Below are 24,112 nucleotides of genomic sequence, written 5' to 3'. Positions count from 1 at the left end.
CGGCAGAACCCGGATGCATCCGGTGGATTCACCCGGGCGGGCGTCCCGCGTGCGCGCGGATCCAGGCGTGCATGGCGATCCCGCTGGCCACTCCGGCGTTGATCGACCGGGTCGAGCCGTACTGCGCGATCGAGAAGAGCTGGCTGCACGCGGCGCGGGCCGGGTCGGACAGCCCGGGCCCTTCCTGGCCGAAGAGCAGCACGCAGCGGCGGGGCAGCGTGGTCGTCTCCATCGGCCGCGAGCCCGGGAGGTTGTCGATCCCGATCACCGGCAGGCTCTCGCCGGCCGCCCAGGCGACGAACTCCTCGATCGTCGGATGGTGCCGGACGTGCTGGTAGCGGTCGGTGACCATGGCACCGCGCCGGTTCCATTTGCGCAGGCCGACGATGTGCACCTCGGCGGCGAGGAACGCGTTGGCGTTGCGCACCACGGTGCCGATGTTGAGGTCGTGCTGCCAGTTCTCGATCGCGACGTGGAAATCGTGCCGGCGCGCGTCCAGATCGGCCACGACGGCCTCACGCCGCCAATACCGATAGCGATCCACGACGTTGCGGCGATCACCTTCAGTGAGCAACTCGGGGTCGTAACGCGGATCGGCCGGCAAATCGCCCACCCAGGGGCCGACACCGATCTCGGTTGAGTTGTCCTCGCCGGCCGTCATGGGCGGTTACGCTACCTACCGACCTGGGGACGCAATGAGCGGCGGGGCCCTCCCCGGCACCCGCCGCCCACGCTCTGTGGAAGAAAGTCTGCCTTACCGTCCGTATCGATGTGAAGGTATTTCGATAGTGAGCCAGGTCACATTTAGGATTCTTAACTATTACGCTCGGTCGGCGTAAATGCCCTGGCAGGCAGCGAGTGCGTCCAACCCGCAGGGCCATGTCCGGTATCTGACGGCAAAACGGACGTCACAACTTGTTTGATAACTGGGAGCGCTCTCCTTACTTATCGTTACGATCGGTGGTCTAGGGTCAACACCGCGTTCCGAAAAGGTGCCGCAGGACACGTGTCGCCGCCGCACGGACGGGAATGGCACTAGGGGACGATGGGTTTCATCGCACGCAAGCCAATTTTCCCGTGGACGGAGACATCATGGCGACGGTTGCGCTGACCGCTGACAACTTCGACGAAGCCACCAGCAAGGACGGCATCGTCCTGGTCGATTTCTGGGCCAGCTGGTGCGGCCCGTGCGTCCGCTTCGCACCGACCTACGAGCGGTCCTCCGAGAAGCACCCGGAGATCACGTTCGGCAAGGTCGACACCGAGGCCGAGCAGGCGATCGCCGCGAAGTTCGACATCCGCTCGATCCCGACGATCATGGCCGTCCGTGACGGCGTCATCGTCTTCTCCCAGCCGGGCGCCCTTCCGGAGTCCGCCCTGGAGAACCTGATCGAGCAGGTCGAGAAGCTCGACATGGACGACGTGCGCAAGCAGCTGGCGGCACACAGCCACTGACGTCGGACGGCAGTTTCGCGGCCCGTGGACCACTTGGTCCGCGGGCCGCTGCCGTTCCCGGACGCACTGCCCGACACGCCGGATCTCCACTGGACAACGCGATCGAACATGTGTTCGAATTCTCGCCATGCGATGGTCCAACCTGTCGGCTTCGCCCGGCAGCAACCCGGACGGCGACTCGCTCCTTGACAGGGCAGCGCCGGCGGCTCCACCCCTGCCGCTGGCGCTGCCCGGGGCCACCGTCCGCACCTTCGACACCCCGGGCTTCGCCGGCATGACCTTCTACGAGATCGAGGCGAAAAGCCTGATCAACCGGGTGCCTGGCCAGTCGCGGGTGCCGTTCCAGTGGACCATCAACCCTTATCGCGGCTGCTCGCACGCCTGTTCGTATTGTCTGGCCGGTGACACCCCGATCCTGATGGCCGACGGCACCACCCGTCCCCTCGCCGAGCTGCGCACCGGTGACGCGATCATGGGCACGATGGGCGCCGGCGCCTGCCGGCGTTATGTGCCCACCACCGTGCTCGACCACTGGGAGACGCGAAAGCCCGCCTTCCGGGTCACCCTGGCCGACGGCACCCGGCTGGTCGCCAGCGGCGATCACCGGTTCCTCACCGACCGCGGCTGGCGGCACGTCAGCCCGGCCGAGCCGCACCTTCCGGCGCTGGCCGTCGGTGACCTGATGTTCGGGGTGGGCCACTTCGCCGAGCCGCCCAAGGAGTCCCCCGACTACCAGGCCGGCTTCCTGTGCGGCCTGGTGCGCGGCGACGCTTCCGGCGGCCGCGCGGCCCGAGAGGGCGATGCCTGGGTGCGCGCCGACACCTACCTGGAAGACATTCCGCTGCACGAGGCGCTGCGCTGGCCCGAGCTGCCCAGCGGCGGCTGGCTCCGGGGCTTCCTGGCCGGCGCGTTCGGCTCCACCGGCCGGTCCGACCGCCTCGCGATCACCTTCACCAGCGGCGACCAGCAGTTCCTCAGCCGGGTCACCGACGCGCTCACCCAGCTCGGCCTGGCCAGCCGGGCGCCGGTCCGCACCCGGCCCGGCAGCTCCTCGACCGTGGAGCTCGACCGCGACCTGTGGGCGGCGCTGCGCTTCCGCCATCTCACCGGCGCGGCCGGCGCGCCGCTCGACGCCTCCGGGGTCGGCGTGCGCAAGAGCCGCGAGCTGGCGGTGGCCGACATCGCCGAGCTCGGGCTCACCCTGCCGCTGTTCGACATCAGCACCGGCACCGGCGACTTCATCGCCGACGGGGTGGTCAGCCACAACTGCTTCGCCCGCAACACGCACACCTACCTCGACCTCGACGCCGGGCACGACTTCGACACCAAGATCGTCGTCAAGGTCAACGCGGGCGAGCTGATCCGCCGCGAGCTGGCCGCGCCCCGCTGGTCGGGCGCCGCGATCGCGATGGGCACCAACGTCGACGTCTACCAGCGGGCCGAGGGTCGTTACCGGTTGATGCCGGAGATCCTGGCCGCCCTGCGCGACCACGCCAACCCGTTCTCGATCCTGACCAAGGGCACGCTCATCCTGCGCGACCTCCAGTTGCTCGAGCAGGCGGCCGAGGTGACCCGGATCAGCCTCGCGGTCTCGATCGGGTTCGTCGACGAGACGATCTGGCGCGCGGTCGAGTCCGGCGCGCCGAGCCCGCGGCGACGGCTCGAGGTGGTGCGCCGGCTCACCGACGCCGGCTTCCCGGTCGGCGTGCTGATGGCCCCGATCCTGCCCGGCCTGACCGACAGCGACGAGTCGATCGACCAGACCGTGGCCGCCATCGCCGCGGCCGGCGCCACCAGCGTCACGCCGATCCCGCTGCATTTGCGCCCCGGCGCGCGGGAGTGGTTCGCGTCGTGGCTCACCCGCAACCACCCGGAGCTGGCCCCGCGCTACCGCGACCTCTACGGCTCCGGCTCCTACCTCCCGCAGGCCTACCAGCACGAGATCGGCGCCCGGGTGCGGATGGCGGCCCGCCGGCACGGCCTGCACCGCCCCGGCCCGGCCCAGATCCGGGCCGTCGACGAGCCCCCGGCCACCGCCGCACCAAGCCAGCTGACCCTGCTGTGACGGCTGCTGAAGTGACTACAGTCGAAATATGAGGGATGCACAGCAGATCCTGGCCGAGGCCACTGTCATCGCGGTGGTCGGCGCCTCGCGTGACCCGTCAAAGCCGTCGCACACGGTGCCGCGGCAGATGCTCCGGCACGGCTGGCGGATCATTCCGGTCAACCCGTTCGTCGACGAGGTCTTCGGGGTGAAGACGGTGCCCACGCTGGCCGACATCGGCGAGCCGGTCGACCTGGTCGACGTGTTCCGGCCGGCCCAGGACGCGGTCGAGGTGGTCCGGCAGGCGATCGCGATCAAGGCGCCGGCGGTCTGGCTGCAGAGCGGCATCGTCTCGGCCGAGGCGCGGCGTCTCGCCGAGGAGGCAGGCATCGACTATGTGGAGGACCGCTGCCTGGCCGTCGAGCGAGCGGTGGGAAATCTCAGCAAGTTGACCTGATCGGGGGCCCCTGCCCACCACCGGGCCTAGTACGGTGCCGGGAAACGTAGGAGGACCTGTGAGTTACCCGCCATCCGGTGGTACGCCGGATCCATATCAGCCTGCCCAGCCGTACGGGCAGCAGAACGACCCCACGACGCCGTACAACGCGGTGCCGGAACCACCGGTCAGCGGGCAGCCCGGATACCCGCCGGCGCCGCCGACGAGCGGACAGCCCTACGGCCAGCCGGCGACCCCCTACGGTCAGCCGGGTCCGTACGACCAGGCGCAGCCCTACGGTGCCCAGCCGCCCGCCTATGGTCAGCCGGGCCCTTACGGTCAGCCGGGCCCTTACGGTCAGCCGGGCCCTTACGGCCAGCCCGTCTACGTGCCGGTCGCCGGCACGAACACGATGGCGATCCTGGCGCTGGTGTTCGCGTTCATCTTCGCGCCGGTCTCGATCATTCTCGGCCACGTGGCGAAGAAGCAGATCCGGCAGAGCGGGGAGCAGGGCGAGGGCCTGGCCACGGCCGGCCTCTGGCTGGGTTACATCTTCACCAGCCTGATGGCGCTCGTCTGCGCCGGTTACATCGTCCTCATTGCCTTCGCGGTCGGCAGCGGCGCCACCAGCACGTGACGATCCGTTTCGGAGAGCCGGGTGTCACCCGGCTCTCCGGGGATCAGCGAAACGCGGGATCAGCGGGTCAGCGGAACTCCGCCTCGCGCACGCTGTTGCCACCGTCCACCACGAGCATCTGGCCGGTGATGTAGGACGCGGCCGGCGAGCAGAGGAACGCGATTGCGGCGGCGACCTCGTCCGGCGTTCCGGGGCGGCCGATCGGCGTACCCAATCCTTGTTTGATCTCGGTCACCGTGGACGCCGCGGTGTAGATCGTGCCCGGCGCCACGCAGTTGACGTTCACGCCGTCGGCGACCAGTTCCATCGCGAGCGCCCGGGTCAGCCCGACCACGCCGGCCTTCGCCGCCGCGTAGGCGGCCTCGGTCGGCAGCGCGTTGACCGCGCCGGCGGTGGCCGCGAGGTTGACGATCCGGCCCCAGCCGCCCTCCGCCATCGAGCTCTGGAAGGCCCGGCTGCACAGGAACGCGGTGCTGAGGTTGCGGTCGATCTCCTGCTTCCACTCGTCGTAGGTGAGCTGCGACACCGGCCGCAGCACCTCGGGCGAGGCCCGGCTCGCCAGACCGGCGTTGTTGACCAGCACCTCGACGTCGCCGAGCTGGTCGGTGACCGCGTCGGCGAGCGCGCCGACCTCGGCCTCGTCGGTCAGGTCGGCCACGAAGCCGGTGACACCGAGCTCGGCGGCCCGGTCGTGGATGCGCCGGGTGGTCGACACGATCGCCACCCGGGCACCGAGGTCACGCAGGCGGCGAGCCGTCGCGTACCCGATGCCGTCGGGGCTTCCTGCGCCCGTGACCAGCGCGACCTTCCCGTCGAGCCGCAGCGTCACCGGCGCTTCGTCCGGTTCGGCGCCCTCGGTCAGGGACGACTCGGCCGGCAGGAGGGACGACTCGGCCGGCAAGTCGGTCGTCTCGGTGGCGCTGCTGCGCGGCCGGCGCCCGGCGGCGGGGCGGGTGGCGTCGCGGCGGGAGCGGCTGCCGCTGGAGGAGCGGGCGTCGAAGACCATGCGAGCGATCCTGCCCCGTCCGTTGAGCCAGGGCAAACATCGCGCCCCCGTGGCGCAGCAGCGACGTACGCGACCTGCTTGTTTACAGTGACCTCGGCAGGAACCCGTCCGGAGGGACCCCATGACCGACCCGTATCAGCCGCCGCCACCCGACCCGTACCAGCCGTATCAGCCCTACCAGCCGCCGACGCCGCCGCCGGACCCGTACGCCGCGCCCGCCTACTACCAGCCGCCGGTGGCCTATCCCTACGGCTATCAGCCGCCGCGCGAGACCGAGGGTCTCGCCATCGCGTCGCTGGTGGTGTCCTGCGCCGCGGTCTTCGGCATCTGTTTCTACGGGTTGGGCGGCCTGCTCGGCATCGTCGGCGCGATCCTCGGCCACGTGGCCCGCAGCCGGATCGCGCGCAACGGCAACAACGGCGCCGGCATGGCCCTGGCCGGCATCATCGTCGGCTGGTGCGTCGGCGGGTTGCTGATCCTCGGGGTGGTCGGCGTGATCATCTACGCCGCTTCCGGCGGCGATTTCTCCTGATCGAGGATCAGGCGCCGGGTGGCGGTGCGATGCGGCTGGTGACGTCCGGCATCGGACGGACCGGGTCGGCCGGGACGAAGACGAGCGGGGCCCGGGAACCGTACCGGGCCAGCAGGGCGGTTCGGGCCTTGAGCACGTCGCGGGTGCCGATCTCCACGCCGGTGCCGTCGTGCCGGGCGCCGATGGTCATGATCGGCACGTCCTCGTGGTTCCAGTAGGGCAGGTCGGCCAGGACGCGGTCGTGCCAGACGGCCAGCGCGGTGGCCGAGTGGGCGGCGTCGCGGACGAGGACGCAGGTGTCCTCAGCCTCTTTGCGGATGAAGTCGTCGAACGCGGCCGACGGCACTCGATAGACGATCGCCTGCACCATCTCCTGGTCGACCTCCAGGCCGGCGAAGCTGTCGGCGAACTCCGACCGGCCGGTCTGCTCGATCCGGCCCATCACCGCCGCAAGCTTCGGCGGGGTCGTCGGCATGCTGACACCGCCGACGGCCACCCGCTCCGGCGTCCGCTCGACCCCGCACCCGGCCGTGCTCCAACCGCCGGTCAGACCGGGCGAGTCGACGATCTCGGAGTCGCGCGGGTCGCCGCATCCACCGATCACGAGGAGCACTCCGAGCGCCAGCCCCGGCCAGATCCGGAATCGATCGCGATACATCGCATGCCCCTTCTCTACCCGCCCACGACGGCCGCCGCCAACCAGCGCCCCGGTGAGTTCAACGAGCGACTCCGCAGACCGGACTAATCGGTCAGAACCGGGTCGACGGCGGAGCGGTTGGCTCGGGTGGCACCGAGGATGACGACCAGCACGCCGGCCAGGAGAAGGGCCAGGCCGGGCAGGGTGGCCAGGCGGGGCCGCTGGTCCAGCCAGAGCCAGGCCAGCAGGGCCGCGCCGGGGACTTCCAGCAGGATCAGGACGCTGACGGTGGTCGCCGACGTACGCTGCAGGGCGTAGTTGAACATCGAATGGCCCAGCAGCTGAGCGCCGGCCACCAGGGCCAGGATCGCCGCCCAGGTCCGCCCGTCGTAACCGGTCAGGTGCACCCCACCGACCACACAGACCAGTAGCAGGAGTACGCCGCAGGTGCCGTAACAGATCCAGGTGTAGGTGGTCGTGCTCAGCGTCGCGCGGGCCTGCTCGCCGAGGGCGGTGTAGACCGCGGCGGCGATCGCGCCCAGCACGGCCAGCACGTCGGCCAGCACCGCCTGCCCGGAGACACCGACGTCGACCCCGGTGGCCCAGGCCGCGCCGGCCACGGCGAACGCGATGCCGAGCCAGCCCGCGGCGGACGGGCGGCGGCCCTGCCCGGCGGCGATCAGGCCCTGCCACACCGGCTGGGTGGCGACCAGCGCCGTCGCCGTGGCCACCGAGCCCAGCTTGACGCTCGGCATCCAGGTGGCGAAGTGCGCGGCGAGGGCGACCCCGGCCAGGACGCAGAAGATCAGGGCGCGGCGGGAGGCGCCGGCCAGTTCGGTACGGCGCGGGCCGAGCGTGACCGGAGTCAGGGCGACGGCGGCGAGTCCGTTTCGCCAGAAGGCGATAGCCAGAGCCGGCGCCGCGGCGAACGCGATGAGCGGGGCCGACGAGGAGACCGCCAACACGGCCACGACCAGGGAAATCGCGGTCAGTACGTGCGGTGAGCGCGCATTCATCCCCGGCCGTCGCTTCTTGCAGAGTTGTTCAGCACATTCATCTTTTGCTATTGAACGGAAAGTGACGGTGCGACTACAGTCGCCGCGGTGTCCTGACCCTTTTGAACCACCCAATGCCTGGGAGGCTGATTTACCATGCCCGCATACCGTGCGGTCGTGTTTGACTTTTTTGGCACGCTGACTCGCGCCGTCCAGCGCGGACCCCAGCACGCAGAGATCGCCCGGTCCCTCGGTGCTGATCCGGAAGCGGTGCTCGGCGTGCTCGACCGCACCTTCCGGGCGCGGGCCCGGGGCCGGTACGGCAACGCGGAAGCCACCCTACGGTGGGTCATCGAGCAGGCCGGTGGGCGGCCCCGCGCGGCCCAGGTGCGGGCCGGCGTCCCGGCCCGGGTCAGCGCGCTGAAGGCCGACACGCGGCTGCGCTCCGACGCCGTCACCGCGCTCACCGCCATCCGGCGGCGCGGCCTGGCGACCGCGCTGATCAGCGACTGCACCCACGAACTCCCGGCCTTCCTGCCGAGCCTGCCGGTCGCGCCGCTGCTAGACGCCAAGATCTATTCCGTACGCGAGGGCGTCTGCAAGCCGGACCCCCGCATCTACCTGGCCGCCTGCAACAAGCTAGGGCTGCTTCCCACCGAATGCCTCTACGTAGGCGACGGCGGCAGCCACGAGCTGAGCGGCGCAGCCGCAGTAGGCATGACCCCGGTGCGCCTAACCGCCCCCGACCTGGCAAACCACCTGGTCTTCGACTCCGACACCAACTTCGCCGGCCGAACAGTACGGTCCCTGACCGAGCTGGTCGGCCTGGTCGACAGCCTGATTTTCGCTCCATCGGCGATGGCAACCGCTAACCTGGCGCGGTGACGTCAGCGGTCTTGGATGAGGCGCTAAAGAAGGCAGCGCTGGCCTGGGTCTCCGTCGGAGACGGGCCGGCGCTGGCCCTGTGGTGCATGCCCTTGGAGGGCTCCCTGCTGGTGGTGAGCGGCCCAGGCGAGCAGCACGCGCCAGGCCTGGCCGAGGCCACAACGGCCACGGTCCGCCTGCGCGGCGACAACGGCGGCCTGATCGTGGTCAGCGACATGGCAGTGACCCCCCTGCAGCCGGGCACCGAGGAGTGGGACACGGTCGCGCCCCAGCTGGCCCAGAAGCGACTCAACGCTTCGGGCACATTCGACGCGCTGGTGGCGCGCTGGGCCGGCGCGGGCTGCGCGATCGTCCGTCTCACCCCGGCCGACCAGGACGCCCCGGTCACCGCGCCTAACCTGCCGGCCGACTCCAGTACGGCCACGCCGAGAGATACGCCGGCGCGCAACGAGACCCGCAAGCCGTTCAAGCTGCACCGGGTCCGCGGCGCCTAGCCTACGAACGGTGGGACGGCGATCTCGCCCCGGGCGATCGGGCAGACGTGGCCGGCCACGGTGGCGGAGACGGCACGACCGGACTCGGCGGTGACCGTGCACTCCAGCAAGGATGGGCGGCCCATCTCATGGCCCTGGTGAATGCGGTAGGCCGAGACCTCGGACGGCGGGAGCCAGCCCGCCGCGACCAGCCAGACGCCGAGGCCCAACGCCGCCGAACCGGTGGCGGGATCCTCCGGGACAGCGCTTCCCGGGATCAGAACGCGGGAGTGGGCCTCGCGCGACTCCGGCGACCATGAAAAGAAGCAGACGTCGGTCACGTCCAGCCTTGCGGCGGCGGCGTTGTCGATCTGGATCAACGGCAACTGCTCCCGGCGTACCGGAACGAATGTCCAGCTCAAGCCGCACCCCGCGGAACGTGGGGCAGCAAGCTCATCCCCGCCCAGCCCGGCCATAGCCAGCAGCGGTCCCGAATCGAGCGGCTCGCCCAGCGTGGGCGAGGCCCCGGTCAGCGTCGCGGAGCCCGCCGCATGCACCTCGATCGGCAGCAGCCCGGCGCCACACTCCTGCACCACCGCCCCAACCGGGATATCCCCCCGGCGCATCAGACTGACTGCCACGCCGACACTCGGATGACCGGCGAACGGCAGCTCCGACTCGGGCGTGAAGATCCGAGCCCGGTAGGTGGCCCCAGGCTGGGTCGGCGGGAGCACGAACACGGTCTCCGCCAGGTTGAACTCGCGGGCCAGGGCATGCATCTGGTCGCTGCCGAGATCGGCCGCGCCGTAGACCACGGCCAGCGGGTTCCCCGCGAACGGGCGGTCGGTGAACACGTCGACGATCTCGTACGCCACGGTGGACATGTCCGGACCCTAACCTAGGCTGAGCCTGTGACCATGGGGACGAGGGTTTATCTGGCCCGGCTTGCCGGCCTGGGTGTTTTCGACCCCAATGGCGATCGGGTGGGCCGGGTTCGCGATGCCGTGGTGCGGCTGCGCACCACCAACCGGCCGCCGCAGGTGGTTGGGCTGGTCGCCGAGATGGCGCTGCGCCGGCGGATCTTCCTGCCGATCGGGCGGGTCACCTCGATGGATTCCGAGGCGGTCGTGCTGAGCACCGGCACGCTCAACCTGCGGCGCTTCGAGAAGCGGCCGAACGAGTTGTTCGTGGTGGAGGACCTGCTGGACCGCCGGGTCACGGTGACGCCGGAGACCGGTGACGGGCCGGGCAGCGTGGGCAACGTCGTGGACATCGGCATGGATCTGAACCGGAACAACGAATGGCTGGTCACCCGGGTCGCGGTGCGCGAGCACACCGGGCGGCTCACCCGGCGCGGGCACGTCTACCAGGCGGAGTACGAGCGGATCCGCAACCTGTTCGGGCCGACCGACACCCAGGGCACGTCCAACCTGCTGGCGCTGCTGGAGCCGATGCGCCCGGCCGACATGGCGAACGCCCTGCAGGACCTGCCGGATGCCCGCCGCAACGAGGTGGCCGCGGCGCTGAGCGACCGCAAGCTGGCCGACGTGCTGGAGGAACTGCCCGAGCACGACCAGGTGGAGATCCTGTCCCGGCTGGACCGGGAGCGGGCCGCCGACGTGCTCGAGCGGATGGACCCGGACGACGCCGCCGACCTGCTCGCCGAGTTGCCGAAGACCGAGCAGACCATGCTGCTGGACCTGATGGAGCCCGAGGAGGCCGCCCCGGTCCGGCAGTTGATGAGCTACCAGCCGGGCACGGCCGGCGCGGTGATGACTTCGGAGCCGGTGATCATGACGCCGGACGCGACGGTGGCCGAGGCCCTCGCCCGCATCCGCGAGCCGGACCTCTCGCCGGTGGTGGCCGCGCAGGTTTTCGTGGCGCGTGCGCCCTCGGCCACGCCGACGGGTAAATACCTGGGCATGGTGCATTTCCAGCGGCTGCTGCGCGAACCACCGGCCTCGATCCTGGGCGGCATCGTCGACAACGACCTGGAACCGCTGCGCCCGGCCATCACGCTCGACGAGATAACCAAGCGGATGGCGACGTACGACCTGGTGGCCATGCCGGTGGTGGACAACACCCGCCGGCTGCTCGGCGCGGTGACGGTCGATGACGTGCTCGACCACTCGCTGCCGCGCGACTGGCGTGACCGGGACGCCGCCGCTGAGGCCGCCGAGGCCGAGGACGGGGTCGAGCTATGAGCACCGAGCCGCGCCGGGACCGCCTCGACCAGCCGGTGGAGCCGGGCCGGGTGCGTCTGCCGCGCTTCAACCCGGAGGCGTTCGGGCAGTGGTCGGAGAACATCGCCCGCTACATGGGCACGGCCCAGTTCATCGTCTGGATGACGCTGGTGATCGCGGCCTGGTTCCTGTGGAACACCCTGGCGCCGGCGTCCGCGCAATTCGACCCGTACACCTTCACGTTCCTGACCTTGATCTTGTCGTTGCAGGCCTCCTACGCCGCGCCGCTGATCCTGCTCGCGCAGAACCGGCAGGCCGACCGCGACCGCCTCACGATGGAGGAGGACCGGCGCCGGGCCGCGATGCAGAAGGCGGACACCGAATACCTGGCCCGGGAGATCGCTTCGCTGCGGATCGCTCTGGGTGAGGTGGCGACGCGCGACTTCCTTCGCAGCGAGCTGGCGCGCCTGGCCGATGAGCTGGACGAAGCCGCCCACCGCCGGGAGAAGCGGGCCCGATCGGAATGGGAGGAGGATCGCAAGGAGTGGGATCCGGAGCGGTCCTGACCGAGCAGTAGCATCGACCACATGTCCGCTCCTGCACCGACGCTCGAGGACGCGATCCAGGCCGCTCTGGCGACCGTCGACGACCCCGAGATCCGCCGCCCGATCACCGACCTCGGCATGGTCAAGGGCTTCACTTTCGCCGATGGCACCGTCAAGGTCGAGTTGCTCCTCACCGTGGCCGGCTGCCCGCTGCGCGACAAGCTCAACAACGACATCACCGCCGCCCTGACCACGATTCCCGGCATCACCTCGGTGTCGGTCGACTTCGGGGTGATGTCCGAGGAGCAGCGCAAGGCGCTGCAAACCACGCTGCGCGGTGGTTCGGCCACTGCCGAACCAGTCATTCCGTTCGCCCAGCCCGGCTCCCGCACGAGGGTGTACGCGGTGGCCAGCGGCAAGGGCGGCGTCGGCAAGTCGAGCGTCACCGTCAACCTGGCCGCCGCCCTGGCCAAGCGGGGTCTGTCGGTCGGCGTGGTCGACGCGGACATCTACGGCCACTCGGTGCCCCGGATGCTCGGCGTCGAGGGCCGGCCCACCCGGGTCGAAGAAATGATCATGCCGCCGCAGTCACACGGCGTGAAGGTGATCTCGATCGGCATGTTCACGTCCGGCAACGCCGCCGTGGTCTGGCGCGGGCCGATGCTGCACCGCGCGCTGCAGCAGTTCCTGGCCGACGTCTACTGGGGCGACCTCGACGTGCTGCTGCTCGACCTGCCGCCGGGCACCGGCGACGTGGCCATCTCGCTGGCCCAGCTCCTGCCGAACGCGGAGATCCTGGTCGTCACCACCCCGCAGGAAGCCGCCGCCGAGGTGGCCGAGCGGGCCGGGGCGATCGCGCTGCAGACCCACCAGCGCCTGGTCGGCGTGGTGGAGAACATGTCCTGGCTCGAGTTGCCGGACGGCTCCCGGATGGAGGTCTTCGGCTCCGGCGGCGGCCAGTCCGTGGCCGACTCGCTGACCAAGACCGTGGGCGCTTCGGTGCCGCTGATCGGCCAGATCCCGCTGGACACCCGGGTGCGCGAGGCCGGCGACGCCGGCACCCCGATCGTGCTGGCCGCGCCGGACGCCCCGGCCGCGATCGCGCTGGACGCGGTGGCCGACCGGCTGGCCGTGCGGCGGGACTCCCTGGTGGGCAAGCCGCTCGGCCTGATGGTCACCGCCAAGCGCGGCTAGGTCGCGTCGAGATCGAAGGAAGCCCGCTTCTCCACGGCGCTGGACGCCGACGGAGTGGCGGGCTTCTTGATGTCCGCGGCCGCGGCGACCTCGGAAAGATCGTTCTTCACGCCGTTGAGGTCGCTCTTCACGTCCTCGAAGAGGCCCTGAAGCGGCTTGCGCAGCGCCGCCTCGTCTTCCTCGCTGAGGATGTGCTTGCGGATGAACGCCTTCGGGTGCAGGTCTTGCAGCTGGAGGTCGGTGCCGAGTTCGCGGTTGAGGTCGGTGGTCGCATTTTGCGCCATCGCGCGCAGGCCACGCAGCATGCGCATGCCGTCACCGATCACCTTGGGCAGGCGCTCACCGAAGATCAACAGCGCGAGCAGCAGCAGCGCGCCGATCTCCCACCAGTTCAGGTTCTCGAACATGAGGCGGCCTCCAAGTCATTTCCGGGCACCACACTACGGCCTAGTTCGAGTCGGCGACCAGTGTGACGGAGGCAGTTTGGGTCTTGGTGCCGCGGCGGTATTCCACCGGGATGACCGTGCCCGGCGCGTACTTGCGGACCAGGGCGATCAGATCGGTGCCGTCTTCGAGCACGTGGTTGTCGAGCTTGATGATCACGTCGTTGGCCTTGAGCCCGGCGGCGCCGGCCGGACCGGCCGGGTCGACCGAGCGCAGGCGGGCGCCGGCGGTGGAGGTGCCGGTGACGACCTCGGCGCCGATCACCGTGCGGCGGGCCTTGCCGTGGTCGATGATGTCGCCGGCGATCCGCTTGGCCTGGTTGATCGGGATCGCGAAGGCGAGGCCGATGTTGCCGGCCTCGGTCTCGGTGCCGCTGACCGAACGAATTACCGAGTTGACCCCGATGACCTGGCCGGCCGCGTTGACCAGCGGGCCGCCGGAGTTGCCCTGGTTGACCGCGGCGTCGGTCTGGATGGCCGCGTAATAGCGGGTGGTGCCGCCCGGGTCGCCGGCCTGGATGGTGCGGTCGAGCGCGCTGACGATGCCCGCGGTCACGGTGTTGACCAGGGCCAGCGGCGAACCGAAGGCGAACACCGGGTCGCCGGCCGCGATCTGGTCGGAGTCGCCGAGAGCGACCGCCGGGAGGCCGCTCTTTGCGACCTTGATCACCGCGATGTCGGACTCCGGGTCGCGGCCGACCAGCTTGGCCGAGGCGGTCGAGCCGTCGCTGAACGACACCGACATGGTCTCGCCGCCGCCCTCCACCACGTGGTCGTTGGTGACCACGTAACCGTCGGTGGAGACGATGAAGCCGGAGCCGATCGCGCCGGTGACCCGCACCGTGACGACGCTCGGCAGCACCTTGCTGACGATGCCGGCGTTCGAGTCGGGGGCCCGGTTGACCGCGGCCGGCGCATCGGTCGGGGCCGCGCCCAGATTGCCGCCGGAGTTGGTGGCCAGGCCGCCGCGCACCGCGAAGACGAAGCCCAGCGTGCCGCCGAGGCCACCCGCCAGCAGGGCCGTGAGCAGGCAGATCAGCAGGATCGGGGTGAGCGAGCGGCGCGGCGCGTCGGGGTCGGTGACCGGCTCGGGCGCGGGGCCGCTGCTCTCCCTCGCGGTCGGCACCACCACGTGGGCCGGTGTGTACGGGTCGCGCCACGGATCGGCCAGCGCGTCCGACCACCAGGGCGACGGGCCCTGCGGCGGCACGGGCTGACCAGCGGCAGGCGGCGGAGCGGAGCGCGCGTTCCAGCCGTCGGTCACGTCGGTGCCTCCCTCACGGTCCCTCAGGAGCCCGGCTCCCCCTCCAGAATGACACGGATCGTGGACACCACCCGGCCCCGGCCCGGTAAAGCATCGCTCTACTCTCATATCCGATGTACGCAAGTTCCGCACGTGCATCCCCTCGCCGCCCGGAGGTCGTCATCGTCCCCTCAGCCCGCCCGCCGACGACCCAGGCCGCCTCGCTCGCCTTCGCCGAGGCCTACGCCAGCGAGGACATCGTGCTGCAGACCGCGCGCAGCCTCGCCCACGAGCTCGGCCTGGACTGCGTCACCCCGGCCGCGGGCTCCGTGCTGCGACTGCTCGCGGCCGCGGGCAACGCCAAGGCGGTGGTCGAGATCGGCACCGGCACCGGCGTCAGTGGCGTCTGGCTGCTGCGCGGCATGCGCACCGACGGCGTGCTCACCACCATCGACGTGGAGAACGAGCACCAGCGGATAGCCCGCCGGATCTTCGTGGAGGCCGGTTTCGTCTCCTCGCGCACCCGGATCATCACCGGCCGCGCGCTGGACGTGCTGCCCCGGCTCGCCGACGGCGTCTACGACCTGGTCTTCGTCGACGCCGACGCGACCGAGTTCACCGCCTGCGCGGAGGCCGCCCTGCGGTTGCTGCGCCCGGGCGGGGTGCTGGTGGTCAACGGCGCGATGGCCGGCGGCCGGATCAGCGACCCGGCGGCCCGCGACGTCGACACGCTGACCATCCGGGAGACGGTGCGTGTGGTCCGTGAGTCGGAGGAATGGATCCCGGCGATCATCCCGTCCGGGGCGGGCCTGCTGGCCGCGGTCAAGCGCTGAGACCCTCCAGGTAACGCAGCAGGGTGCGCGCTCCCCACCCGGTCGCGCCCCGGGTGATCTCGAGGTCGGTCTCGGCGGCCCAGCTCGGCCCGGCCATGTCGATGTGCGCCCAGTTCGCGGCCTGGTCGCCGAGGAACTCGCTCAGATAGAGCGCGGCGGCCACCGCGCCGGCGCCCCGGGTCGGGGAGCTGTGCCGGTCGGCGACCTCGCTGCGCAGGTATTCGCGGTAGTCGTCGGGCAGCGGCAGCCGCCACATCGCCTCGCCGGCACTGCGGCCCGCCTCGGTCAGCGCGCCGGCCAGCTCGTCGTCGTGGCTGAACAGGGCGGCGATGCGGGTGCCCAGGGCGATCTCGGCGGCACCGGTCAGCGTGGCCACGTCGACGATCACGTCGGCGGACAGCTCCGCGGCCGCGTAGCCGAGCGCGTCGGCGAGCACCAGCCGGCCCTCGGCGTCGGAGTTGGTCGTCTCGGTGGTGCTGCCGTCGTAGTGGGTGAGCACGTCACCGGGCCGGTACGCGGCGGCGCCGACCGCGTTCTCGGCCAGCGGGAGCAGTGCGGTCACGCGTACCGGAAGGTTTAGGTCGGCGGCGCCCAGCGTGGCCGCCGCGACCGCGGCGGCGCCGGACATGTCGATCTTCATGTTCTTCATGCCGGGCCGCGTCTTGATCGAGATGCCGCCGGAGTCGAACGTGATGCCCTTGCCGACCAGGGCCACGTGAGTGGTGGCGCCGGCCGGGTGCCAGCTCATCTCGACCAGGCAGGGCGGGAACTTCGAGGCGGCGCCGACGGCCCGCAGGCCACCGAATCGCTCCAGCTCGGCGCCGGTGCGGATGCGGACGGTCACACCCGTGCGCTTCGCGGCCGCGCCGACGATCTCCTCGGCCAGCCAGTCCGGGTTCTTGAGCGAGGCCGGGGCGTTGGCCAGGTCGCGCGCGAACCAGGCGGCCACGGCCGTCGTGTGCGCTCGGGCCAGGCTCTCCGCGTACGCCTGCGGGGTGGTCGTCATCAGTTGGATCTCGGCGGAGCGGGGTTCCTCGCGGGCGTCGCGATAGCGATAGCCGCCCAGCCAGAGGCCCTCGGCGAGCGCCCTCATCGCGACCTGCTCCCCGAGCATGATCTGCAACGGCTCGTTGTCGCTCACCGCCCGGCTGATCGCCGCGCCGGCCGCGCGCCAGTCGCTCTCGTCGCCCGCGCCGATGCCGACCAGCAGTGCCTTGGCCGGACGCCGGAGCGGACGCGGAAATAACCGGATTTCTCCGGCTTTATCGAGGCCCTCGGCCAACGCCGCGATTTCGGCCTCGATCTCGCCGAGGTCGTGCGACAGTGAGCCCGAGATGCCGATCGGGAAAACCCAGGTGCGTTCGTCGTCGAGCTGGTCGGTCAGCAGAAGCGGAAACACGAGAGCGTGACCTTTCTCGAAGACGTGGAAAGCCCGCCGGTACGGGCGGTACCGTACCGGCGGGCCTGCCCGAAACGTCAGCCCGCGATCGATTTCAACGCGTCGCCAAGCGCGTTGGCCTCGTCCGGAGTCATCTCAACGACGAGACGGCCACCACCTTCCAGCGGGACGCGCATCACGATGCCCCGACCCTCCTTGGTGACCTCCAGCGGACCATCGCCCGTCCGCGGCTTCATCGCCGCCATTTCGTCTCCCCTCAGACCCACATCAGGGTGTCGGTGGGTTATCCCACAGCCACATCTCAACGTCACGTGCTCAGCCCCACGTGACGTGTTACCTCGTATATCCGACCGGCGGCCGAGGGCCATCGCGCGTGCTCACACGACCCGGCCCACCGTGCCGATCAAACATTTTCCCTGATGAACACCGGCGAACCCAAACCCAGCCCGGGCGGATGTGACAGCGTCTAGCATATCGCCTTTCGGGCTGTCACAATGTGCTGTCATGCAGGCGCGGTCGGCACTCTTCGACCTCTACGGCGACTACCTCCGTCCGCGAGGGGGACGCGCGCCGGTCGCCGCCCTGGTCAGACTGCTTGCGCCGCTCGGCATAGCACCCCCCGCGGTCCGCACCGCGGTGTCCCGGATGGTGCGCCAGGGTTGGCTGCATCCGATGCGTCTGGTCTCCGGGCCGGGCTACCTGCTCACCCCGAAAGCCGCACGGCGACTCGACGACGCCGCCGCCCGGATCTACCGCACCGGGCGGGCCGGATGGGACGGGCGGTTCGATCTGGTCCTGCTTCACGGGCCGCTGCCGAGGCGGGAGGCCAACCGGCTGGCGTACCTCGGCTACGGCTCACTCGGAGATCATGCCTGGGTCGCTCCGCGCGCCGCCGAGGAGGTCGACACCGTCCTGGTCGACGCCGGGGTCGGCTATGAGCGGTTCAGCGCCGCGCACGCGGCCGGCTCCCCCGGCGCCGCCGAGGTGGTCGGCAAGGCCTGGGACCTGTCCAAGCTCGCCCGCTCCTACGAGACGTTCGTGGCCGACCTGCGGCCGGTGGTCACCACGGTGAACGTGCGCAGCAGCGACGAGGAGGCGTACGCGGCCCGGTTCCAGCTCGTGCACGCGTGGCGCTCGTTCCTGTTCCGCGATCCGCAACTGCCGCCGGCCCTGCTGCCGGCGCGCTGGCCCGGGGTGAGCGCGGCCGGCTTCTTCGACCGGCACTCGACCCGCCTGCGCCCGGCCGCCGACCGCTACGTCGAACGGTGTCTTCAATCGGTCTCGCGCGGCGGCCGTGTGGGATTCTCAGACGTATGACCGACTCGCTGCTCGTCGACCGCACTGACGCGGTCGTCACCCTGACCCTCAACCGGCCCGACGCCATGAACGCCCTCGACGTCGACCTCAAGTTGGCGCTGCGGGACACCCTCGCCTCGCTGGAGAGCGATCGCAGCTGCCGGGCGATCGTGCTGGCCGGCGCGGGCCGCGGCTTCTGCGTCGGGCAGGACCTACGCGAGCACGCCGATCTGCTGGAGTCCGGCCACACCGACCTGGACACCGTGCGGGCGCACTACAACCCGATCGCGCAGCGGCTGGCCAGCATGCCGAAACCGGTGGTCGCGGCGGTCCGCGGGATGGCGGCCGGGGCCGGCGCCTCGCTGGCCCTGCTCGCCGACTTCCGGATCGGCGGGCCGTCCACCGGCTTCCTGATGGCGTTCGCCAACGTCGGGCTGGCCGGGGACACCGGCATCTCCTGGTCGCTGCCGCGGATCGTCGGGCACGCCCGGGCGGTCGAGCTGCTGCTGCTCGCGCAGCCGGTCAAGGGGCCACGGGCGTACGAGATCGGATTGCTCTCCCAGCTGCTCGAGGAGGACGACCAGGTGCTGCCGGTCGCCCAGGAGCTGGCCGCGAAGCTCGCCGCCGGGCCGACCGTGGCCTACGGCGCGATCAAACGGGAACTGTCCATCGGCGACGCCGGCACACTGTCCGACGCGCTGGCCGTCGAGGCGCAGGCCCAGTCGATCTGCGGTGGCACGGCCGACCACAGGGCCGCGGTCGCGTCGTTCCTGGCGAAGCAGAAGCCGGCCTTCCAGGGGAACTGACCGTGTTATGACGATATTGAGATAGTTACATTTACGACTGTCTATTCATAGGCTTCCTCCCGACGCGTCCTACCGGGCGCGCGTTTCCCCTTTTGGGAGGACCTAGATGGCCAGGTGGCGGATTCTGGTGGGCGTGGCAGTTGCCACGCTCACCGCCGCGGCGATGGGCGCGACCGCGTCCCCCGCCTCGGCGGCTCCGGTGGGTTCCGGCGACGGCGTGGTTCCCACCACGAACGTGGTCGGCGGCACCCGGGCGGCGCAGGGCGAATTCCCGTTCATGGTGCGCCTGTCGATGGGCTGCGGCGGTGCGCTGTACAGCTCGACGATCGTGCTGACCGCGGCGCACTGTGTCACCAAGACCGGCACCAACACCTCGATCACCGCCACCCTCGGCGTGGTCGACCTGAACTCGACCAGCAAGATCACCCGGAAGTCGAACTACGTCTACCGGGCGCCCGGCTACACCGGCAGCGGCAAGGACTGGGCGCTGATCCGGCTGTCCAGCCCGGTTACCGGCCTCGCCTTCCTGCCGCTCGCCACCACCACGACGTACGACACCGGCAACTTCACGATCGCCGGCTGGGGCGCCGCCTCCGAGAGCGGCAGCCAGCAGCGCTACCTGCTGAAGGCGACGGTGCCGTTCGTCAGCGACACCACCTGCAACTCCTCCTCGATGTACGGCGGTGAGGTCATCGCGACCGACGAGATCTGTGCCGGTTACGCGGCCGGTGGCACCGACACCTGCCAGGGCGACTCCGGCGGCCCGATGTTCCGCACCGGCGCCAGCGGCCTCGTCCAGGTCGGCATCGTGAGCTGGGGCGACGGCTGCGCCCGTCCGAACAAGCCGGGCGTCTACACCCAGGTCAGCTACTTCGCGTCGGCCATCGCGGCGGCGGCCACGAGCCTCGGCGGATAACGCCGCGGCGGCACGAGCCTCGGCGGATAACGCCGCGAGTCTCGACGGATAAGGCCCGGCTCACGCCGGAGGCCCCCTGAATGCGCGGCGCCGGTTGTTCCTCGCCCGACGTGCCGGTGTCGCGCGCCACGGCCCCGTAGCCCCGCTGCGGGGCCGTGGCATGCCTCCCGGGCCTCAGTCTTCGTCTTCCTCTTCCGGGTCCTGGTTGGCCTCGGCGCCGAGGACGAACGCCAGCATCGACAGCTCGTCGCCGGAGGGCCAGACGTAGGCCGGCAGCTCGGCCGGCCCCAGCTCACGCACGTGCGACCAGAACTCGCGAACCGCCTCGGCCGGAGTGGCCGCCTCGATCGGCAGCGCGACGCTGACCAGCCAGTTGGGCAGGCCGACCGGGCTCTCGCCGCGCAACTGCGAGGCGAGACGGCGGAACGTCTCGGGATCGACCTCGACCGGCCGGTCGGCGCCCAGCCCCGCGGCCAGCCCCGCGGCCAGCCCCGCGGCCAGCCCCGCGGCCGGCAGCAGCGGCTCGTCGAACTGCCGGCGCAGATAGGCCAGGACCAGATCGGCACCGTCGGTCTTGGCCGCCCGGCACAGCGCCACCACGTGGTCGTCGGCGACCAGGAGCACCTCATCGTCGGGCGCCACCGCACCCGCGCCGCCGGCCACCGTCACGCTCTCGTTGTGGAAGAGCCGCTCGGTCGCCCACTGCCCCGCCGGAATGATCACCGCCCACTGCGCCATGCGCTCCATCTCATCACGCCTCGATCGGCGCAACCCAACAGCCCGCCAGGTGGTCGTCGACCATGCCGGTGGCCTGCATCAACGCGTAGGCCGTGGTGGGGCCGACGAACTTGAAGCCGAGTTTCTTGAGCGCCTTGGCCAGGGCGATCGACTCGGGCGTGATGGCCGGCACGTCGCCCCGGGTGGCCGGGCGGGGTGGCCTGGGCTGCGGGGCGAACGACCAGAGCAGCGCCGACAGGCCGTCGGGGAGGTCGGCCGCGACCCGGGCGTTGTGCAGGGTGGCATCCACCTTCATCCGGTTGCGGACGATGCCGGCATCGGCCATCAGGCGGGTGGCGTCGGCCTCTGAGAAGGCCGCCACCTTGTCGATCTGGAAGCCGTCGAACGCGGCCCGGAACGCCGGGCGTTTGCGCAGAATGGTGATCCAGGAGAGCCCGGACTGGAACGCCTCGAGGCTCATCCGCTCGAACAGCGCGTCATCGCCGCGCAGCGGCTGACCCCACTCGGTGTCGTGATAGCCCACGTAGTCGGGGGTGCTGCCACCCCAGAAGCAGCGTGCCCGGCCGTCGGCGCCGACGGCCAGCCCGGTTTCGTCTGTCATGGCGACCACGGTAGGGCCACCCTCTGACAGTTCTTTCAGGAGAGGCGGCCCTGCTCGACGAGCTTGGCGAACTTCTTCAGCGCGGCCGTGAAGCTCAGCTTCGAGCCGGGCCAGAGCACCGGCCAGGCGACCTTCCCGGCGGCGCCGGCCGGCAGGTGGAACCACTCGTGCAGGACGACCTGGGTGCGGTCGCCCGACATGGCGGTGCAGCGGACCGAGCCGGGGCCGCGCAGCACCGTCCCGAAGTGCACGACGCGCACCTCGTACGGCGCGTTGACCTTGACCACCCGGATCTCGTCACGCAGCGACGCGGGGCCGATCGCCGTGATCGCCTCGACGGTGCTGCCCTCGCCGCCGTCGCCGTCCACCACCCGCACCTTGGTGAACGGGATCCACTTGGACTGGCCCTCCCAGTTCATGAACGCGGCGAAGACCCGCGCGGCGGGAGCGTTGACGATGACGGTGGCGGTCACCTCACCGGTGCCGGGGCTGGCGGCGTCACCCAATCCGTCGGCGCCCAACCCGTCGGCGCCCAACCCGTCGGCAGCGCTCATCGAGGCTCCGCCGCAGGCTCGGACTTCTTGGCCGCGGACGCAGCGGTCTCGGACGCAGCGGTCTCGGGCACGTCGTCGGCCGGGACGACCGTGTCGAGCTCGATCACCGGGCCGTCGGTGACCGCGGGCGCGGCCGCGACCGGCGCCACGGCTGCCTCGCGGGCCTTGCGCAGCGCGTCGGCGTCGGCGGTTCGGCCCTCGCGCAGAGCGGTGACCTCGGCCTCGAGCACGCTGATCAGCTCGCCCTTGTAACCGATGTCGTAGGCGGCCCGCTGCAGCGCCTGGTCGACCTGCGTCATCCGGTAACCACGCCAGGTGGTGTCGAACATCGTGCTCGAGACGTCGTCCTCACCGAGCGGGCGATCGGTCGGCAGCGGCACCGCACGACCATCGGGTTCGACGGGCGTCAATGCGGAGTCGCCTCCGCTCATCATCACCGTGACGCCGAAGACGATCGCGGCCACCACCAAGGCGACGACGATGAACAGGAGAAGCTGACCCATGCGGACGATGTTGGCATGCCCGCTCGAACCTGGCGAGCCCGCCACCCCGGATGAGCGTCCCGGAGCGGTCAGGTCCAGGTCAGGATCTTCTTGCGCCAGGCGTACAGGATGCCCAGCGCGAGCACGGCTACGAAGATCGCCATCTCGGTGACGGTGGCGGCGCCGAACCCCGGCCGGTCGAACACCACGGCCCACGGGAAGAGAAAAACGGCTTCTACTGCGAAAAGCACATAAAGGTACGCATAAACGTAGTATCGGATCTGCGCCTGAGCCCAGTCGCCGCCGACCGGATCGATACCACTTTCGTAGGAGATGTACTTCCCGGGCGGTTCGGCAGGATTGGCCGGTCGCAGGAGGCGGTTGGCACCGAACGCACCCACGAAGACGAGCACGCCGGCTCCGATGACCAAGCCCAGCGTGGCGTACGAACCGAGATACCCGTCCACGATCCGACAGCCTAGTTGACCGAGGAGTGGACTCGAATGGAACAGGCATGCCTTGCCTGGCTACTGTGGTCAACGGCGAGCCGCTGTCGGTAAGGAGCGCCGACGTAGGCTGGAAGTGACGATTGCGGGCCGGCTCATCGATGTGCTTCCCCGCTTGACCGGCGCCCCTTGGAGGTTGGAACGTGGCCGCTGGAGCGAAACGAGTCGAACAGCTGGACCGGGTGGTCATCCGGTTCGCGGGTGACTCGGGCGACGGCATGCAGCTGACGGGTGACCGGTTCACATCCGAGACCGCGCAGCTCGGCAACGACATCTCTACGCTGCCCAACTTCCCGGCCGAGATCCGCGCCCCAGCAGGAACCCTGCCCGGCGTGTCGAGCTTCCAGGTGCACTTCGCCGACTACGACATCCTCACACCCGGCGACTCGCCGCACGTGCTGGTCGCGATGAACCCGGCCGCGCTCAAGGCCAACCTTGCCGACCTGCCCTCCGGCGCCGACATCATCGTCAACACCGACGAGTTCACCAAGCGCAACCTGCAGAAGGTCGGATACGCGGCAAGCCCGCTCGAGGACGGCTCGCTGGCCGATTACTCCGTGCACCCGGTCGCTCTGACCTCGATGACCGTCGGCGCGCTCGCCGAGCTCGGTGTCGCGAAGAAGGACGCCGAGCGGGCCAAGAACATGTTTGCGCTGGGTCTTCTGAGCTGGATGTATTCTCGCCCGTTCGAGTCGACCCTGCGGTTTTTGGAGCGCAAGTTCGCCAAGCGCCCCGACCTTGTCGCCGCGAACAAGGCGGCCTTCCAGGCCGGCTGGAACTTCGGCGAGACCACCGAGGACTTCTCGATCCGGTACGAGGTGAAACCGGCCAAGATGCGGCCGGGCACCTACCGGAACATCACCGGTAACCAGGCGCTCGCACTCGGTCTGGTGGCCGCCGGTGTCCGGTCGAAGCTGCCGGTGTTCCTCGGCGCCTACCCGATCACCCCGGCGTCGGACATCCTGCACGAGCTGTCCAAGCACAAGCGGTTCGGCATCACCACGATGCAGGCGGAAGACGAGATCGCGGCGATCGGTGCGGCGCTGGGCGCGGCGTACGGTGGGGCGCTCGGCGTCACCACCACCTCCGGCCCCGGTGTGGCGCTCAAGGGCGAGACGATCTCGCTGGCGATCGCGCTCGAGTTGCCGCTGGTGATCGTCGACGTGCAGCGCGCCGGTCCGTCCACCGGCATGCCGACCAAGACCGAACAGGCCGACCTCAACATGGCGCTGTACGGGCGGCACGGCGAGGCGCCGCTCGCGGTCATCGCGCC

At 70.5% G+C, this 24,112-nt stretch carries 29 protein-coding genes; 15 read left to right on the top strand and 14 right to left on the bottom strand.

Features of this window, described 5'->3' with window-relative positions; genetic code table 11:
- Positions 1–28: 28 nt before the first annotated feature.
- Complete coding sequence (locus tag AB0E90_RS10665) at positions 29–661, bottom strand: RNA methyltransferase (RefSeq protein WP_360402521.1); 633 nt, start codon at positions 659–661, stop codon at positions 29–31.
- Between the two features lie 431 nt (positions 662–1,092).
- Here AB0E90_RS10665 and trxA point away from each other — a divergent pair, with 431 nt between their 5' ends.
- The 4 genes from trxA to AB0E90_RS10645 all read left to right on the top strand — a co-directional run bounded on the left by trxA (position 1,093) and on the right by AB0E90_RS10645 (position 4,572).
- On the top strand, positions 1,093–1,455 hold the full coding sequence (gene trxA, locus AB0E90_RS10660; protein ID WP_360402520.1) for a thioredoxin: 363 nt from the start codon (positions 1,093–1,095) through the stop codon (positions 1,453–1,455).
- A 127-nt stretch (positions 1,456–1,582) separates the two neighbouring features.
- Positions 1,583–3,520 (top strand): intein-containing Rv2578c family radical SAM protein, encoded by a 1,938-nt coding sequence (locus tag AB0E90_RS10655; RefSeq protein ID WP_360402518.1) that lies wholly within the window; start codon positions 1,583–1,585, stop codon positions 3,518–3,520.
- Positions 3,521–3,548: 28 nt separating this feature from the next.
- Positions 3,549–3,956 (top strand): CoA-binding protein, encoded by a 408-nt coding sequence (locus AB0E90_RS10650; RefSeq protein WP_360402516.1) that lies wholly within the window; start codon positions 3,549–3,551, stop codon positions 3,954–3,956.
- A gap of 58 nt (positions 3,957–4,014) precedes the next feature.
- Positions 4,015–4,572, top strand: a complete 558-nt coding sequence (locus tag AB0E90_RS10645) for a DUF4190 domain-containing protein (protein ID WP_360402514.1) — start codon at positions 4,015–4,017, stop codon at positions 4,570–4,572.
- 67 nt (positions 4,573–4,639) lie between these two features.
- On the opposite strand, the gene AB0E90_RS10640 is transcribed toward AB0E90_RS10645, so the two are convergent.
- Positions 4,640–5,578, bottom strand: a complete 939-nt coding sequence (locus tag AB0E90_RS10640) for an SDR family NAD(P)-dependent oxidoreductase (RefSeq protein WP_360402512.1) — start codon at positions 5,576–5,578, stop codon at positions 4,640–4,642.
- A 121-nt stretch (positions 5,579–5,699) separates the two neighbouring features.
- On the opposite strand from AB0E90_RS10640, the gene AB0E90_RS10635 reads away from it, so the two are divergent.
- Positions 5,700–6,110 (top strand): DUF4190 domain-containing protein, encoded by a 411-nt coding sequence (locus AB0E90_RS10635; RefSeq protein WP_360402511.1) that lies wholly within the window; start codon positions 5,700–5,702, stop codon positions 6,108–6,110.
- A 7-nt stretch (positions 6,111–6,117) separates the two neighbouring features.
- On the opposite strand, the gene AB0E90_RS10630 is transcribed toward AB0E90_RS10635, so the two are convergent.
- The gene (locus AB0E90_RS10630) at positions 6,118–6,768 is read right to left on the bottom strand and encodes a hypothetical protein (RefSeq protein ID WP_360402510.1); all 651 of its coding nucleotides are present in this window, start codon (positions 6,766–6,768) and stop codon (positions 6,118–6,120) included.
- Between the two features lie 83 nt (positions 6,769–6,851).
- Entirely contained in the window at positions 6,852–7,763 is a 912-nt protein-coding gene (locus AB0E90_RS10625) for a DMT family transporter (protein ID WP_360402508.1), read from the bottom strand.
- A gap of 135 nt (positions 7,764–7,898) precedes the next feature.
- Between AB0E90_RS10625 and AB0E90_RS10620 the strand changes: the two genes are divergently transcribed.
- Together AB0E90_RS10620 and AB0E90_RS10615 are read left to right on the top strand one after the other, a co-directional pair.
- Positions 7,899–8,627, top strand: coding sequence for an HAD family hydrolase (locus AB0E90_RS10620; protein ID WP_360402506.1), 729 nt, complete (start codon positions 7,899–7,901; stop codon positions 8,625–8,627).
- Complete coding sequence (locus AB0E90_RS10615; protein ID WP_360402504.1) at positions 8,624–9,121, top strand: hypothetical protein; 498 nt, start codon at positions 8,624–8,626, stop codon at positions 9,119–9,121. The genes AB0E90_RS10620 and AB0E90_RS10615 overlap by 4 nt, the downstream gene beginning before the upstream one ends.
- On the opposite strand, the gene AB0E90_RS10610 is transcribed toward AB0E90_RS10615, so the two are convergent.
- Positions 9,118–9,984, bottom strand: a complete 867-nt coding sequence (locus AB0E90_RS10610; RefSeq protein ID WP_360402502.1) for a PhzF family phenazine biosynthesis protein — start codon at positions 9,982–9,984, stop codon at positions 9,118–9,120. The genes AB0E90_RS10615 and AB0E90_RS10610 overlap by 4 nt on opposite strands.
- Before the next feature lie 27 nt (positions 9,985–10,011).
- Here AB0E90_RS10610 and AB0E90_RS10605 point away from each other — a divergent pair, with 27 nt between their 5' ends.
- Genes AB0E90_RS10605 through AB0E90_RS10595 form a run of 3 tightly spaced genes read left to right on the top strand, consistent with a single transcriptional unit; the run spans position 10,012 to position 13,022 of the window.
- Positions 10,012–11,304, top strand: coding sequence for a CBS domain-containing protein (locus tag AB0E90_RS10605; RefSeq protein WP_360402500.1), 1,293 nt, complete (start codon positions 10,012–10,014; stop codon positions 11,302–11,304).
- Positions 11,301–11,849, top strand: coding sequence for a DUF1003 domain-containing protein (locus tag AB0E90_RS10600; RefSeq protein WP_360402498.1), 549 nt, complete (start codon positions 11,301–11,303; stop codon positions 11,847–11,849). Before AB0E90_RS10605 ends, AB0E90_RS10600 begins: the two co-directional genes overlap by 4 nt.
- A 21-nt stretch (positions 11,850–11,870) precedes the next feature.
- Positions 11,871–13,022 (top strand): Mrp/NBP35 family ATP-binding protein, encoded by a 1,152-nt coding sequence (locus AB0E90_RS10595; RefSeq protein ID WP_360402496.1) that lies wholly within the window; start codon positions 11,871–11,873, stop codon positions 13,020–13,022.
- On the opposite strand, the gene AB0E90_RS10590 is transcribed toward AB0E90_RS10595, so the two are convergent.
- The gene (locus AB0E90_RS10590; RefSeq protein ID WP_360402495.1) at positions 13,019–13,429 is read right to left on the bottom strand and encodes a preprotein translocase subunit TatB; all 411 of its coding nucleotides are present in this window, start codon (positions 13,427–13,429) and stop codon (positions 13,019–13,021) included. The genes AB0E90_RS10595 and AB0E90_RS10590 overlap by 4 nt on opposite strands.
- Before the next feature lie 40 nt (positions 13,430–13,469).
- Complete coding sequence (locus AB0E90_RS10585) at positions 13,470–14,729, bottom strand: trypsin-like peptidase domain-containing protein (RefSeq protein ID WP_360402493.1); 1,260 nt, start codon at positions 14,727–14,729, stop codon at positions 13,470–13,472.
- Positions 14,730–14,968: 239 nt separating this feature from the next.
- Between AB0E90_RS10585 and AB0E90_RS10580 the strand changes: the two genes are divergently transcribed.
- Positions 14,969–15,541, top strand: coding sequence for an O-methyltransferase (locus AB0E90_RS10580; protein ID WP_360403310.1), 573 nt, complete (start codon positions 14,969–14,971; stop codon positions 15,539–15,541).
- On the opposite strand, the gene AB0E90_RS10575 is transcribed toward AB0E90_RS10580, so the two are convergent.
- Together AB0E90_RS10575 and AB0E90_RS10570 are read right to left on the bottom strand one after the other, a co-directional pair.
- Complete coding sequence (locus AB0E90_RS10575; protein WP_360402492.1) at positions 15,531–16,940, bottom strand: leucyl aminopeptidase family protein; 1,410 nt, start codon at positions 16,938–16,940, stop codon at positions 15,531–15,533. The genes AB0E90_RS10580 and AB0E90_RS10575 overlap by 11 nt on opposite strands.
- 77 nt (positions 16,941–17,017) lie before the next feature.
- Complete coding sequence (locus AB0E90_RS10570; protein ID WP_014447667.1) at positions 17,018–17,185, bottom strand: DUF3117 domain-containing protein; 168 nt, start codon at positions 17,183–17,185, stop codon at positions 17,018–17,020.
- Between the two features lie 259 nt (positions 17,186–17,444).
- Here AB0E90_RS10570 and AB0E90_RS10565 point away from each other — a divergent pair, with 259 nt between their 5' ends.
- From AB0E90_RS10565 to AB0E90_RS10555, 3 genes are all read left to right on the top strand, one after another.
- Positions 17,445–18,257 (top strand): PaaX family transcriptional regulator C-terminal domain-containing protein, encoded by an 813-nt coding sequence (locus AB0E90_RS10565; RefSeq protein WP_360402490.1) that lies wholly within the window; start codon positions 17,445–17,447, stop codon positions 18,255–18,257.
- On the top strand, positions 18,254–19,042 hold the full coding sequence (locus AB0E90_RS10560; RefSeq protein ID WP_360402488.1) for an enoyl-CoA hydratase-related protein: 789 nt from the start codon (positions 18,254–18,256) through the stop codon (positions 19,040–19,042). Before AB0E90_RS10565 ends, AB0E90_RS10560 begins: the two co-directional genes overlap by 4 nt.
- A gap of 133 nt (positions 19,043–19,175) precedes the next feature.
- Entirely contained in the window at positions 19,176–19,958 is a 783-nt protein-coding gene (locus AB0E90_RS10555) for a serine protease (protein WP_360402486.1), read from the top strand.
- A 174-nt stretch (positions 19,959–20,132) separates the two neighbouring features.
- Here the strand turns inward: AB0E90_RS10555 and AB0E90_RS10550 are convergent, their stop codons facing one another.
- The 5 genes from AB0E90_RS10550 to ndhC form a co-directional block, all read right to left on the bottom strand.
- Positions 20,133–20,696 (bottom strand): hypothetical protein, encoded by a 564-nt coding sequence (locus tag AB0E90_RS10550; protein ID WP_360402484.1) that lies wholly within the window; start codon positions 20,694–20,696, stop codon positions 20,133–20,135.
- A gap of 13 nt (positions 20,697–20,709) precedes the next feature.
- On the bottom strand, positions 20,710–21,297 hold the full coding sequence (locus AB0E90_RS10545) for a DNA-3-methyladenine glycosylase I (protein WP_360402482.1): 588 nt from the start codon (positions 21,295–21,297) through the stop codon (positions 20,710–20,712).
- Positions 21,298–21,332: 35 nt separating this feature from the next.
- Positions 21,333–21,851: an SRPBCC family protein gene (locus AB0E90_RS10540; protein WP_360402480.1), complete on the bottom strand. Its 519-nt coding sequence runs from the start codon at positions 21,849–21,851 to the stop codon at positions 21,333–21,335.
- The gene (locus AB0E90_RS10535; RefSeq protein ID WP_360402478.1) at positions 21,848–22,354 is read right to left on the bottom strand and encodes a DivIVA domain-containing protein; all 507 of its coding nucleotides are present in this window, start codon (positions 22,352–22,354) and stop codon (positions 21,848–21,850) included. The genes AB0E90_RS10540 and AB0E90_RS10535 overlap by 4 nt, the downstream gene beginning before the upstream one ends.
- A gap of 68 nt (positions 22,355–22,422) precedes the next feature.
- Positions 22,423–22,800, bottom strand: coding sequence for an NADH-quinone oxidoreductase subunit A (gene ndhC, locus AB0E90_RS10530; protein ID WP_360402476.1), 378 nt, complete (start codon positions 22,798–22,800; stop codon positions 22,423–22,425).
- A 257-nt stretch (positions 22,801–23,057) separates the two neighbouring features.
- Here ndhC and AB0E90_RS10525 point away from each other — a divergent pair.
- The coding region (locus tag AB0E90_RS10525) for a 2-oxoacid:acceptor oxidoreductase family protein (RefSeq protein WP_360403308.1) at positions 23,058–24,112 on the top strand (1,055 nt) is incomplete at its 3' end.

The organism is Actinoplanes sp. NPDC026619 (assembly GCF_040638295.1).
Classification (GTDB): Bacteria; Actinomycetota; Actinomycetes; order Mycobacteriales; family Micromonosporaceae; genus Actinoplanes.
The sequence above is the reverse complement of the archived record's forward strand: the minus strand, read 5'-3'. Positions and strand labels throughout refer to the sequence as shown.